At 62.4% G+C, this 12,974-nt stretch carries 10 protein-coding genes and 1 tRNA gene; 4 read left to right on the top strand and 7 right to left on the bottom strand.

Annotation, left to right across the window (positions count from 1 at the left end; all coding sequences use genetic code 11):
* Nucleotides 1-322: 322 nt before the first annotated feature.
* Nucleotides 323-1,960, bottom strand: coding sequence for an ABC transporter substrate-binding protein (locus MESCI_RS25035; RefSeq protein WP_013532749.1), 1,638 nt, complete (start codon nt 1,958-1,960; stop codon nt 323-325).
* Nucleotides 1,961-2,088: 128 nt separating this feature from the next.
* On the opposite strand from MESCI_RS25035, the gene MESCI_RS25030 reads away from it, so the two are divergent.
* Complete coding sequence (locus MESCI_RS25030) at nt 2,089-2,988, top strand: LysR family transcriptional regulator (RefSeq protein WP_013532748.1); 900 nt, start codon at nt 2,089-2,091, stop codon at nt 2,986-2,988.
* Nucleotides 2,989-3,074: 86 nt separating this feature from the next.
* Here MESCI_RS25030 and MESCI_RS25025 read toward each other — a convergent pair whose 3' ends face one another.
* The 4 genes from MESCI_RS25025 to MESCI_RS25010 form a co-directional block, all read right to left on the bottom strand.
* A complete protein-coding gene (locus MESCI_RS25025; RefSeq protein ID WP_164745819.1) occupies nt 3,075-3,947 on the bottom strand; it encodes a phytanoyl-CoA dioxygenase family protein in 873 nt (290 codons plus the stop codon).
* 168 nt (nt 3,948-4,115) lie between these two features.
* The gene (locus tag MESCI_RS25020; RefSeq protein ID WP_013532746.1) at nt 4,116-6,206 is read right to left on the bottom strand and encodes a glycosyltransferase family 25 protein; all 2,091 of its coding nucleotides are present in this window, start codon (nt 6,204-6,206) and stop codon (nt 4,116-4,118) included.
* 221 nt (nt 6,207-6,427) lie between these two features.
* A tRNA-Gln gene (locus MESCI_RS25015) sits at nt 6,428-6,502 on the bottom strand.
* Between the two features lie 127 nt (nt 6,503-6,629).
* Complete coding sequence (locus MESCI_RS25010; protein ID WP_013532745.1) at nt 6,630-6,974, bottom strand: VOC family protein; 345 nt, start codon at nt 6,972-6,974, stop codon at nt 6,630-6,632.
* Nucleotides 6,975-7,196: 222 nt separating this feature from the next.
* Here MESCI_RS25010 and ppdK point away from each other — a divergent pair, with 222 nt between their 5' ends.
* The 3 genes from ppdK to MESCI_RS24995 all read left to right on the top strand — a co-directional run bounded on the left by ppdK (nt 7,197) and on the right by MESCI_RS24995 (nt 12,006).
* Complete coding sequence (gene ppdK, locus MESCI_RS25005) at nt 7,197-9,875, top strand: pyruvate, phosphate dikinase (protein WP_013532744.1); 2,679 nt, start codon at nt 7,197-7,199, stop codon at nt 9,873-9,875.
* 118 nt (nt 9,876-9,993) lie between these two features.
* Complete coding sequence (locus MESCI_RS25000; protein ID WP_013532743.1) at nt 9,994-11,097, top strand: glycosyltransferase family 9 protein; 1,104 nt, start codon at nt 9,994-9,996, stop codon at nt 11,095-11,097.
* A gap of 168 nt (nt 11,098-11,265) precedes the next feature.
* Nucleotides 11,266-12,006: a polysaccharide deacetylase family protein gene (locus tag MESCI_RS24995; protein ID WP_013532742.1), complete on the top strand. Its 741-nt coding sequence runs from the start codon at nt 11,266-11,268 to the stop codon at nt 12,004-12,006.
* Between the two features lie 35 nt (nt 12,007-12,041).
* Here the strand turns inward: MESCI_RS24995 and MESCI_RS24990 are convergent, their stop codons facing one another.
* Nucleotides 12,042-12,431: a DUF427 domain-containing protein gene (locus MESCI_RS24990; protein WP_013532741.1), complete on the bottom strand. Its 390-nt coding sequence runs from the start codon at nt 12,429-12,431 to the stop codon at nt 12,042-12,044.
* 147 nt (nt 12,432-12,578) lie between these two features.
* Entirely contained in the window at nt 12,579-12,935 is a 357-nt protein-coding gene (locus MESCI_RS24985; RefSeq protein ID WP_013532740.1) for a hypothetical protein, read from the bottom strand.
* Between the last annotated feature and the right edge of the window lie 39 nt (nt 12,936-12,974).

The raw sequence follows: 12,974 nt of genomic DNA, 5'->3' as shown, positions 1-12,974 counted from the left end.
ACACACTTGATGTGCCAGCCGGTCCGGTGTGGCGGCCTGCAATCCCGGCCGACCTGACAAGGCAGGGCATGTGTGGGCGCATCTGCGCATCATGCCCGATACAAAGCCCGCACTGCCCCTCGAACGCCCTTGAGGCCGACGCTTCGGCGCAACGTCCCCGGTGAGCAGGCCAGAGCAATTCTAGGAAAAGTGTGAAGCGGTTTTCCGGCCAAAATTGCCTCAAAACAAAGAGTTAGAGCAGCTCGCCGTTTCCGTGAAACGGTGAACTGCTCTGAGGGCGGCGCCGGAAAATGCGCCGCCCTGTCGGAGGGGTCGTCCGCGATCAGGCGGCGAGCCAGGCCCGTGTGAAATCCTGCTCATAGGCCTGGTGCATCTGGTAGCCCATCAAGGAAGGTTTCATATGGCAGAACAGCTTTCGCCAGTAAGGCTGAACGATGATGCCGGAATCCTGCAGCATGACCTGGAGTTCCTTCATTACCACACGGCGCTGCTCCGGATCGGCGATGGAATTGGCCTTGTGGACCTTGGCATCGAAGTCTGGATCGGCGAACCCCGTCTCGTTCCATGCCGAACCGGTCTGATAGGCAAGCGCATAGGTCTGGATGCCGAGCGGTCGGGCGTTCCAATTGGTCGTCGCGAAGGGATACTTCGTCCAGTGGTTCCAGAACGCCGATTCCGGGATGACGGTGCGTTTCACCTTGAAGCCGGCGTCGCGCATCTGCTGGGCGACGGCATCGGAGCTTTCCTTGCGGTAGTCGGCTTCGACCGAGATCAGATCGAACTCGAAATCGAGCTGGCCGGCTTCCTCGAGCAATGCCCTGGCCCGGGCCGGATCACGTTTGATCGGCGGCAGGTCGGCGTGTTCGGGATGCATCGGTCCGACATGATCGTTCTGCGCGACGATGCCCATGCCGTCGGCGCCCAGTTGCAGCACCGCTTCGTTGTCGACCGCAAGCTGTATGGCGTTGCGCACGCGCTTGTCGTCATAGGGTTTGGCGTTGACGTTGCAGCGCGAGACCAGGGTGGCGGCAGTGACGATCTCGCTTTTCTTCAGGCCCAGCCTGTCGAGCATGGCGACGTCATAGGACTGCGTCTGGCCGTTCAGGTCGATCTCACCGGATTCGAAAGCGGAGACGGTGGCGGCCGAGTCGGTGCCGTAGTCGGTCCAGTCGATGCCGTCGAGGAACACCTCGCCGCCCCACCACGACCCGTCCGGCCGCTTGCGCACCGAGGCAGCAACGCCGACATCGAGTTTTTTAAGCTCGAATGGACCCGTGGAAACGGGGTTGGCCGACAGTGGCGCTGCCTTCGGATTGAACGTGCGGTGGACGATCAATGCCGGGTAGTCGGTCATCGCAGGGATAATGGTGATGTCGGGCTGCGACAGTTTCAGGACCAGGGTGTGGTCGTCGCGAACCTCGATGGCACCAGTGCGCGCCACCTTGGTGTCGGGATCGATCAGGGCGGTCATGCGCCCCGCCATCGAGTTGCCGGCGGCATCCTTCTCACACCAGCGCGTGATGTTGAAGGCGACATCCGTGGCGGTGAAATCGTCGCCGTTCGACCACTTCACCCCTGGGCGCACCTTGAGCACATATTCCGTGGCGTCCGCATTGATCTCCCAGCTCTGCAGCAGCACCGGCTCGAAGGTGAAATCCGGCTTCCAGCGCACCAGCGGTTCGAGAAACTGCATGGCGATGTTGCCCATCTGCGAAACCTTGAACTTGCGCGGGTCTTCCAGCTCCATCACCTGCATGGCAACACGCAGCACGCCGCCCTTTCTGGGTTGGGCGGCTTCCTCGGCCCGCGCCGGAACCGGTTGACCGATGAGCCCATAGGCAATCGCCGTGCTGGCGCCGAAGGCGCTGGCCAACGCCAGGAACTCGCGGCGGCCAAGCGCGCCGCTCTTCGCGCCTTTCGCAAATGTGCCGATCGCCGGATGAAGAGGTCTGGATGTCATATCGGTTCTCCCATTGTTGATTTTACGCCCAAATTCGGTGGAATGCCCTTGCCGCGTCGTTGCTGGGCGCTGTTTTCTACAAGACGCAGCGGATGGCGGCGGGGCCGCGACGGCGAGGGGAAGGCAAGATGAATCTTCTGACGGCGATGCGGGTGTTCGATCGGGTCTGCCTGCTGGGCAGCCTGTCGGCGGCGGCGCGCGATCTCAACATGTCGACGACGGCCGTCAGCCGCACCATCAAGGAACTGGAAGACGACCTCGGCGTCCGGCTCATCAATCGCACCACAAGGCGCCTCAGCCTCACAGAGGCGGGCCGCGACTATGCTCCGCGTGCCCGCATCCTGCTCGACGACATTTCCGAACTGCAGGATTCGACGCGCGGCCTTCACAAGGAGACGCGCGGCCTGATCCGGGTTTCCTGCTCCAATGTTCTGGGCCACACGCGCATAACCAAGCTGGTGCCGAAATTCCTCGAAGAGAACCCGCTCACCACGATCGAGTTCGACCTCACCGCGCGTTATGTCGTCGGCATTGTCGAGGAAGGCTACGATGTCGCCATCCGCTTCGGCGGTCAGGCCGATTCCGCCTTGATTGCCCGCCGGCTTGGGGAAGTTCGCAACTATGTCTGCGCCACGCCCGATTATTGGGACACAAACGGCCGCCCGGTCCACCCGGATGAGCTGGCAAGCCATTCCTGCGTGCTGAGCAATTTCGCCAAGCGGCTTGGCACATGGCCTTTCATCGGACCAGACGGCCCTTTCGATGCGGCTGTCGGCGGGCGCATCTCGACCAACAGCGTCGAGGCCGCCTACCAGATGACCACCGCCGGTTTCGGCATCGGCAATCTGCCCAGCCTGCTGGTCGATGCTGCGATCAGCGACGGCCGGTTGGAAGTGCAGCTGGATGAGTTTCGCCCCGGCTCCAGCCCGATCTACGCACTCTATCCGCACCGCACCTATATTGCGGCCAAGGTGCGCGCGTTCGTCGATTTCCTGATCCGCGAACTGTCGGCCGACTTCACCGCCTGAAATGCTGCCCGATTGCCGGCCAACGCCGTCAGGGGCCTGGCGCGAACGCCAGGCCCCTGCTGCCCCCGTCGCCCGACGCGGCAGCGTCATTTCCACCAGGCGGTGGTGTCGTACATCGGTCCCGGCTCCTCGAAGAGCTTTTCGTATTTGCACAGTGCCGGCGTCTTGCCGAGCGGCACCGAAACACCGTCCCTGAACGCCCATTCGCCACGTTGCGTCGTATCCGCCCGCACATAGCTGGACAGTGCAAAGGCGCGGTCGTGCTGTGACCTGTTGGGCGAGGAGCCGTGCACGGTGAGCAGCCCCCATAAAGCAAGATCGCCCGGCTCCAGCACCAGCGGAACGATGGTCGCCGGGTCGATGCCGACCTTGCGCAACTCTTCTTCGGCGGTCAGACCCTTCATCAGCTCGCCGGTTCCCTCGTCCGACAGGCCGAGATAGCCGAGCTTGTGGCTGCCGGGCACGACCTGAAGACAGCCATTGTCCAGCGTCGCCCGATCGACCGCGAGGCCTGTTGTCACGGTGGCGTCGGCGACATTGTCGAAGGCGGCCTGGTTACGGAAGCGCAGATCCTGGTGGAAGCGATAACCCGTGACATTGGCGCCGGGCGGCTTCCAGTGCAGCTGTTGGGCGATCTGTTTTATGTCGCGGCCGATCAGACCCTCGAGCAGCTTCAGATAGTCGGGATTGCGGCGGAACTGCTCGAAATAGGAATTGATCCAGGAAAACCAGTAAGCCTGCAGCACATATCGTTGGCCAAAGTCCGATTCAGGCAGGATCTGGAAATTCAGGTTGCCGTGCCGGAAAGTGGCGTGATGCTTGAGGCCATCGGCATAGACCGCATCGGTTTCCTTCTTCAGCCGGATCATCTCGTCGCCGTCGACGAATTGTCGAACGACCGCATATCCTTCCTCGCGGTACTGCTCCACCGCTTCGCGTGCCTGCCTGTCCGTCAGCATATCCGTGACAACCCCCGTCTGTGATCTGTGTCGATCGTAACAAACGGGTTGCCGGCGATAAGCCGTGGATTTTGGCATCGACTTTCCCGATTATCGGGAAATTGAGCGGGGCCTCAAAGGTGCATTGGCCGCAACCGGCTGATCAGATACGTGCTGCGCCGGCAGGCCCTAAAAATAGGTTCGCGGCGCGACAAGGTTCTTCTGCTGGCGAACATAAAAACAATAGAAGCCGAACGCCGCGGCAAACCACATGAAGGCCTCACCCATGGCCAGCCGGTTGTTGGAATTGGTAAGGATGCTGAGGGCGAAGAAAACCAGTGTGGAGATGTAACAGGACCATGCGGCCGGAGCGACAAGCTTGGCTCGCATGGCCAGCAGAACCTGCCTGGCCGACCAGGTGTAGAGAAAGGCAAAGAACGCCAGTCCGACCACACCATAGCGCACGACAATTTCCAGATAACCATTGTGGAAGACGTTTAAGATCATGGGATGATAGGTTCTGTTCTCCCACTCGGTCAGCCAGCTGGAACTGGCTCCGAAGATCGGGTGGCGTTTCCAGATATCGATCGCATCCGCCCACAGCATCAGCCTTTCCTTGGCTGCAAGCGGAACCGCATCGCTCGCGATGGCGCGGTCGAATGCGGGAAGGACGCCATGCCTGAACACATCCGGAACCAGGGTTTTGACGAAGGTCATGGTGTCGCCGGCGGTGGACGAGAAGATGTTGTGTGTTGCGACAATGCCGGCCGCCACGATCGCCAGCACGCCACCCGAAACCAACAGTTCGCGGCGATGGCCTCTCGCCAGGGTCATGACCGTCAACAGGAGCAGCGCAAGCGCAAGCGCAAGCCACACGCCCTTTGACCGCATCTCGATGATATTGACGACGGCAAGCAGCAGGACGGCTGTCGACAGCGCCCAATAAAGGTTCTTGGTTGCTTTCCCGAGGTCCGTTCTCTGGGCCGTGTAAGCCATGAATTGCAGCGTGCAGAGGAAGATGAAACCGGCCGCCACCGACGCGTGGATGGGATTGTTGAAAAGCCACGGGGCCGGTTGGATATCCTGAAACATGTTCGAACAGGCGGTGTCCGCCGCCAGGAAGACAAGACTGAGGATCATGAACCAGAGGACCAGCCGTGCGGGCTGCCTGACAAACAGCAGAAAGGCGAATCCGGTCGTCGCATAGAACAGCGGAAACATGTAAATGCCTTCGGCGCCACCCAACTGGTGGGTGCCGAAATAGACGATCGCCAGTCGGATGAAGACATAGAGCGACCAGCCCAGACACAGGAAGCCGACCCAACCGATCAGTGGTTTGCTGTAGGTCCACAAATCCACCCTGAACCAGCGGATGACCGCGACCAGGGCCAGCGCCAGGCCCGCATAGCGGTAGGTGTCTGCCTCGCGCCACACCGCGGAAACCATGGCGAGAACGGCGAGTGCCGCAAGCAACAGAAGCAAGGTGTGGCGCGGCGCGTTGTCCTTGGCATAGTCCAGGGTATCTCGCGGCAAAGGGGGCCGCAGCAGGACGTGATGCAGGCGGCGCAGCTCGTCACTGGCCCGCAACACCCCGGCACGTAGCCGGCTCGGCCCCCCCAACCTTGCGGATTTGTAGCTTCCCGAGGGACCGGCTATGCCGGAGATCTCGCTGCTGGCGGCGAAGCCAAGCACGTTTTGGCGGGCCGAATAGACCTTCAGACCGGTATCCCAAAAGCGTTCGAGCGCGACGTCCCATGGCATTTTCATGACGGCGAGCGCCGACAACAGACCCTGCGCGCCCTCCCGCGTCACCAGATAGGCGGCGGCCGAGCCTTGCGGGCCATGCAGCGCACGACCGATCTCGTCGCCTTCCGCCGTCTCGACGGCGCGCATGAAGAAGCTGATGCGATGGTTGATCAGTTTGATGACGTCGAAATCCGGCACCGCCGCGATGACGGCCTCGATGCGCCGCATGGTGTCTTCGCTGAAGAGGACGTCGTCCTCGACGATCAGGCCATGGGCGCTGCCACCGGCCACGAACGTTTCCAGCGCCTGGATATGGCTGCGGTAACAGGCATATTCGCCGGAAAGGATGTCGCGCCCGCTCAGCTTGCGTGCGGCTGGCAGATCGATCTCCGTCCAGGCCTCTTTGGCAAGCGCATGGCCGTCGACGGCGGCAATGCGCTGCAAGGTCAGGCCTGCCGCTTCGGCGCTGGCGAGCAATTCGCTCCAGCGCTGGGTCTCGCGATCGAGGTTGATGGCGAAGATAGGAAGGTTCATTGAAGTTCCATGTTGAGCCGCCACCCACCCGGCCGACCTATGTATGGAAAGAAGGAGATGTTCAAGGCGACACTATCCAGATCATGTGCAAGACCTGAATTTGCCGCGACGGCTTTGGCTCATCTGAATTTATGACACAATCGAACTGTTAGCCGATCGGCTTCATGGAAGATCGCAAAGGTACTCTCGGTCCTAAGTGTCCGGAACGGACCTGAGCGGGATGGCTGGGGCGCCAGGATTCGAACCTGGGAATGTCGGTACCAAAAACCGATGCCTTACCACTTGGCGACGCCCCAATTGCCGTCAGAGTCGCTTGTGCGGCGCGTTATTAGCAGAGCAGCCAAAAAGCACAATGCCCCATGAATGGTGGTGAGAACGCCTGTTTGGGCAGCAAAAGCAACGCCACCAGACGGCACCAGCTGGCTATTCGGACCACACCGCCATCTCGTTGCCGGCCGGATCGGCAAAGTGGAAACGGCGGCCGCCAGGGAACGCGAAGATCGGTTTGACGACCGTGCCGCCGGCGTTTTCGACAGCCTCGAGGGTCGCCTCCAGATCCCTGCTGTACAGCACCGGCAGCGGCTTCGATGGCGCTTCGGCGGCGTCGGCCTGAAAACCCCCGTCCAGGCCTTCGGCAAAGGCCGAATAGGTCGGCCCATAGTCAGTGAACGACCAGGCAAAGGCGGAACTGTAGAAGGCCTTCAGCCGGTCCAGCGTTCCGCCCGTAGCCGGCATTTCCAGATAGTCGAGTTTTCCGGACAGTTTCATAGCCACCTCTTTGTTCACTGTATGTTCTACTCCAGAATCCCCGGCATAGCAAACCTTTTTGCCGCATCCTGAGGCACGGCTTTGCTTAATCGATTGTAGTGGCCGGGCGGCTTTGCCGACGCCTTGCCTTTCGCACTGCAGCATCATATCGCTCCAAGGGCGGACCGGCGGAACTTTCCGTTTCGCCAATCTTTCCAATCTCCTGCAACCGGAGAGCGATGCATGACCAAATGGGTTTTCACCTTTGGCGATGGTGCGGCGGAGGGCCGTGCCAGCGACAAGAATCTCCTGGGCGGCAAAGGCGCCAACCTAGCCGAGATGTGCAGCCTGGGGCTGCCGGTGCCGCCGGGCTTCACCATCACCACGGAGGTCTGCAACGCCTACTACGCCAACGGCCGTATTTATCCGGCCGGGTTGGAAGCCGATGTCGCGGTCGCGCTCGATCACATCGGCCGGCTGACCGGTCGTCGGTTCGGCGACCCGTCGAAACTGCTGCTGGTGTCGGTGCGTTCTGGCGCTCGCGCCTCGATGCCCGGCATGATGGACACCGTCCTCAATCTCGGCCTGAACGACGAGACGGTCGAGGCGCTGGCCGCCGATTCCGGCGATGCGCGCTTTGCCTATGACAGCTACCGCCGCTTCATCCAGATGTATTCCGATGTCGTCATGGGTCTCGACCACGAAGTGTTCGAGGAAATCCTGGAGGACCAGAAGGGCGGGCTCGGGCACGAGCTCGACACCGAACTGACGGCGCTCGAATGGCAGGGCGTCATCGCGCTCTACAAGGCCAAAGTCGAGGAAGAGCTTGGCAGGCCGTTTCCGCAGGATCCGCATGAGCAGCTCTGGGGCGCGATATCAGCCGTGTTCTCGAGCTGGATGAACAACCGCGCCATCACCTATCGCCGCCTGCACGATATTCCCGAAAGCTGGGGCACGGCGGTCAACGTCCAGGCCATGGTGTTCGGCAATATGGGCGAAACCTCGGCCACCGGCGTTGCCTTCACGCGCAACCCATCGACCGGCGAAAAGATGCTCTATGGCGAGTTCCTGGTGAACGCGCAGGGCGAGGACGTCGTTGCCGGCATCCGCACGCCGCAGAACATCACCGAAGCGGCGCGTATCGCAGCAGGCTCGGACAAGCCGTCGCTGCAGAAGCTGATGCCTGACGCGTTCCAGTCCTTCGTCACCATCTCCGATAGTCTGGAGAAGCACTACCGCGACATGCAGGATCTCGAATTCACCATCGAGCGCGGCAAATTGTGGATGCTGCAGACCCGCTCCGGCAAGCGCACCGCCAAGGCGGCGCTGAAAATTGCCGTCGAGATGGCGCGCGACAGGCTCATCACGAAAGAGGAAGCCGTTGCCCGTATCGACCCGGCCTCGCTCGACCAGTTGCTGCATCCCACCATCGACCCCAAGGCCGCGCGCGACGTCATCGGCATCGGACTGCCGGCCTCGCCCGGTGCCGCTACCGGCGAGATCGTCTTTTCCTCAGCTGACGCCGAGGACTTGAAGACACAAGGGCGCAAGGCGATCCTAGTGCGCATCGAGACCAGTCCCGAAGACATCCACGGCATGCATGCGGCGGAAGGCATCCTGACCACGCGCGGCGGCATGACCAGCCACGCCGCGGTGGTGGCGCGCGGCATGGGCAAGCCTTGCGTCTCGGGTGCCGGCTCGCTGCGCGTCGACTATAGGGCCGGCACGCTGCTCTCGATGGGGCAGACCTTCCGCAAAGGCGACATCATCACCATCGATGGCGGCAACGGCCAGGTGCTGAAGGGCGCGGTTGCCATGCTGCAGCCTGAACTGTCAGGCGATTTTGCCGCCATCATGGAATGGGCGGACGCGGTGCGGCGCATGAAGGTGCGCACCAATGCCGAAACACCGCTCGATGCGCGCATGGCGCGCTCCTTCGGCGCCGAAGGCATCGGGCTTTGCCGCACGGAGCACATGTTCTTCGACGGCGACCGCATCGTCGCCATGCGCGAGATGATCCTGGCCGACACCGAAAAGGACCGGCGCGCCGCACTCGCCAAGCTTCTGCCCATGCAGCGCTCGGATTTCCTCGAACTGTTCGAGATCATGGCCGGCCTGCCGGTGACGATCCGACTGCTCGATCCGCCGCTGCACGAATTCCTCCCCAAGACCGAGGCTGAAATCGCCGAGGTCGCCGCCGCCATGAACGTGTCGCCCGACAAGCTCAGGCAGCGCACCGAGGCACTGCACGAGTTCAACCCGATGCTCGGCCATCGTGGCTGCCGCCTGGCCGTCTCCTACCCCGAGATCGCCGAGATGCAGGCACGGGCCATTTTCGAGGCGGCCGTGGAGGCCGGCAGGAAGGCCGGCGCCCTGGTGGTCCCCGAGATCATGGTGCCGCTCGTCGGCCTGGTGAAGGAACTCGACTACGTCAAGGCGCGCATCGATGCGGTTGCCAAGAGCGTCATGGAGGAAACCGGGGTCAAGATCGACTATCTCACTGGCACGATGATCGAGCTTCCCCGCGCCGCCATCCGCGCGCATGTCATTGCAGAATCAGCCGAATTCTTCTCCTTCGGCACCAACGACCTGACCCAGACGACCTTCGGCATCTCGCGCGACGATGCGGCCTCGTTCCTGGAAACCTACCGCCAGAAGGGCATTATCGATCAGGACCCGTTCGTCTCGCTCGACATCGAGGGCGTCGGCGAACTGGTGCGCATGGCCGCGCAAAAGGGCAAGGCGACGCGGCCCGACATCAAGCTCGGCATCTGCGGCGAACATGGCGGCGATCCGGCCTCGATCCGCTTTTGCGAAGAGGTCGGCCTCGACTACGTGTCCTGTTCGCCCTATCGCGTGCCGATCGCCAGGCTGGCGGCAGCGCAGGCAGCGGTGCTGGTTGCGAAAACAGGCCGCGGATAGGATCCATCCAGCTTACCGTTTTGTAAGACAATTCACGCGAACGTGCTGGCCGCGCCGCGTAATCTCGACATTGTTCCTGCCCAATTTGCGGCCATCCGCAAATTGCTCCCGGAAACAGATGCTGCAGATCTCTCCCGCGCCGCTCCGCTCGATCCTGGTCATTCAAACCAAGTTCATAGGAGATCTCGTCCTCGCCTCGGCGCTCGCCAAGAACCTGCGGCTCGAATTCCCCGGCGCCAGCATCGTCTTTCTGTGCGAGGCCCGCTTCGAGAGCTTCGTGATCGCCCATGGTATCGCTTCCGAGGTGGTCGCATTCAGGCGCGACCGCATGCGCGGCACGCCCTTGGAGCGCGGGAAGGAGCTCTACGCCATGGTGCGGGCGTTGCGCCGCTTCCGCTTCGACCTGACCATCGACCTGACCGATTCGAAGACGTCGCGCATCCTCACCGGGCTCGTCCACGCAAAGACCCGTGTCGGATACAATCCCTCCGAAAGACCCTTGCGTATGCTGGAGCGGCAGCCCGCCAACGTCCTTGCCAAGCCCTACGGCTTTGATGGCCAGCATTTCCTGTACCGCTACCTCTCGCCGCTCGAAGCGCTCGGCATTGAACTTCGCACGGTGATTCCGAACCTTCAGCCGCTGCCATTGGAGATGGCGAAAGCATTGGCGCTCCTGGATAAACACCATCTGCGGCCAAATGCCTTCATCGCCGTGCATGCGGGTGCAAGCTTCGAGGGGCGACGTTGGCAGCCGGAGCGGTTTGCAGCAGCGATCGTCGAGATTGCCGGCGAGACCGGCCTGGACGTCGTCCTGGTGGGCGGCCCGGACGAGCGCGAGATCGCCGAACGCATCGTCGCCAGGACCGCGCCGCCGGTCGTCAATCTCGTCGGTGACCTGTCGCTTGAAAGCCTGCTGGCGGTGCTGAAACAGGCCCGGCTGTTTCTCGGCAATGAGAGCGGCCCGATGCACATGGCGGCAGCCACTGGGACCCCGGTTGTCGGGCTGTTCGGTCTGACGGAGCCGTCGCGCTGGGGTCCCGTCGGCGTGCCCAGCATCTCGCTCCAGCCGCCGATGCCTTGCGCCTGCATGGCCGAGGACCTTTGCCGCGCGCCGGATCCCAGCAAGGCATGCTGCGTCTGGGGCCTGGAAGTCAAGCCGGTGGTCGACGCGGTGCGCGAGGTTCTTTCGCGCACCGAAATGCAGCTGGAATGCGTCATCTGAGATCATGGGTCGCATGCACGACTCTCGACGCGGTGGAATGACCCCTTCGCCACAGGCACGGTCACATTGTCGCGTGGAGCGCTTTTCTGCTATGCATCATCCTGATTTCCGCCTTCATGCGGGTCTTTGGGATGCCTGCTTGAAATGACGGGTCAGGAAATCGGTTTGATGCGCCTGCTGCAAAAAAATCTCTGGATGATCGCCATGTCGTTGGCGATGGCATCCGCCGGCCATGCCGCGCCGCTCGTCGAGCCGACGCTGCACATCAGGCCGCAGGCGAGCGGCGCCGGCCGTGTGGCACTCACGCTCGATGCCTGCGGCGGACAGACCGACAGCCGGATCCTTTCGGCGCTGGTGGACAACAAGATCCCCGCCACCATTTTCGTGACCGGCATCTGGCTGAAGCGAAACGCCGCCGCCGTCGAGATCATGCGGGCGCATCCCGATCTGTTCGAACTGGAAAATCACGGCGGTCACCACATCCCGGCGGTCGACACGCCGCGGAAAATCTACGGCATCCGCAGCGCCGGCAGCCCGGATGCGGTGCTGGCCGAGGTCGAATCGGGGGCCGCCGCTCTTGCCGGGACCGGCGAGCCGGCGCCGAAATGGTTTCGTGGCGCAACCGCCGAATACAGCCCGTCGGCAATCGCCATGATCCGCAAGCTTGGCTTCAAGGTCGCGGGATTCTCGATAAACGGCGACGGCGGCTCCTTGCTCGGCGCCAAGGAAACCGCGCGGCGCATCGCGGCGGCCAAGGACGGCGACGTCATTATCTCGCATATCAACCAGCCGACCCATGCGGCAGGCGAAGGCGTGGTGCAGGGGCTGCTGGCGCTCAAGGCCAAGGGCTTGACCTTTGTGCGGCTCGACGATGCCGAGGGCATCGGCAATAACGGCACCACGGAGTGAGTGGCCAGCCGAGCGTATCCCGCTTCGGCGTTGGCTCAGTCCGGTTTGGCTTCGATCGTGACCTTGCTGGCGTAGAATGCGCCGTGGTTGCCGATTTCAGCCATCTCGTCGAAAGGCCGTTCATAGGCCCACATGGCGTTCTGGCCGGTCTCGCCGGCAGGCAGCACGCTCCAATAGCTTGCATCGCCCTTGTAGGGGCAATGGGTCGAGTGGTCGGTGCGGCCAAGCTTGCCGAAATCGATGTCGGCGAACGGAATGTAGAAGGCCGCCGGATAGGGAGCTTCGGTCAGCACCTTGGCCTTCGCTGTTGAAGCGATGACCACGTCTCCGGCGCGCACGGTAACGGTGCCGGCATAGGGCTCGATGGTGATGATTTTGTCCGGGTTGCGTTGGAAACCGGGTGCGGGGTTGGCGATCTGATCCATGCGGCGGCTCTCCTTGCGTCGACTTTGAGATGTGTCGCGCAAACGCATTGTTCAAGGCCTGCCGTCGCCATGCAACACGCAAACACCTGCCCAGGCCGGCACTGCCGGATCGCGCCTCCGAATATCCTCGATACTTGTCGTCAGCTGTCAGGCAGCGGCCTTGAACACGTCCATGAGACCCGCATAGGCGGCAGCAATACCGGCGACCGGGTTGCTGCTTCTCGATACGGTCTCGACCTTCAGGGAACCACCGCCGGTCGGCAAGGTGAGCAGCAGGAACTGGCGGTTTCCGCCATCGCCGACTGACGCGGCTGCGACGTGCTGGTCCTCGCCCTGGTTCTGGACGCACATCTTGAACAGCAACGTGCCGCCGACCGCTTCCAGCGCGCCGCCGACAACTTCAACAAATTCATCTTCGGAAACAGTCTTTGTGTCCGGCACCAGATCGGCCAGACTTTCGGCAAGCGTACTCTCGAGAGCCTTGTCGTCGAGCTGCGCGTCCATGCGAACCTCTTTCAGTCGCCAATCGCACCCCTTTGCCCG

Origin of the sequence: Mesorhizobium ciceri biovar biserrulae WSM1271, assembly GCF_000185905.1 — a bacterium.
Classification (GTDB): domain Bacteria; phylum Pseudomonadota; class Alphaproteobacteria; order Rhizobiales; family Rhizobiaceae; genus Mesorhizobium; species Mesorhizobium ciceri.
This window is presented reverse-complemented; position numbering and strand designations above follow the sequence as displayed.

Coding starts and splice junctions, on each gene's coding strand:
- MESCI_RS25035 (WP_013532749.1), bottom strand. CDS start 1,960: ATGACATCCAGACCTCTTCATCCGGCGATCGGCACATTTGCGAAAGGC.
- MESCI_RS25030 (WP_013532748.1), top strand. CDS start 2,089: ATGAATCTTCTGACGGCGATGCGGGTGTTCGATCGGGTCTGCCTGCTG.
- MESCI_RS25025 (WP_164745819.1), bottom strand. CDS start 3,947: ATGCTGACGGACAGGCAGGCACGCGAAGCGGTGGAGCAGTACCGCGAG.
- MESCI_RS25020 (WP_013532746.1), bottom strand. CDS start 6,206: ATGAACCTTCCTATCTTCGCCATCAACCTCGATCGCGAGACCCAGCGC.
- MESCI_RS25010 (WP_013532745.1), bottom strand. CDS start 6,974: ATGAAACTGTCCGGAAAACTCGACTATCTGGAAATGCCGGCTACGGGC.
- ppdK (WP_013532744.1), top strand. CDS start 7,197: ATGACCAAATGGGTTTTCACCTTTGGCGATGGTGCGGCGGAGGGCCGT.
- MESCI_RS25000 (WP_013532743.1), top strand. CDS start 9,994: ATGCTGCAGATCTCTCCCGCGCCGCTCCGCTCGATCCTGGTCATTCAA.
- MESCI_RS24995 (WP_013532742.1), top strand. CDS start 11,266: ATGCGCCTGCTGCAAAAAAATCTCTGGATGATCGCCATGTCGTTGGCG.
- MESCI_RS24990 (WP_013532741.1), bottom strand. CDS start 12,431: ATGGATCAGATCGCCAACCCCGCACCCGGTTTCCAACGCAACCCGGAC.
- MESCI_RS24985 (WP_013532740.1), bottom strand. CDS start 12,935: ATGGACGCGCAGCTCGACGACAAGGCTCTCGAGAGTACGCTTGCCGAA.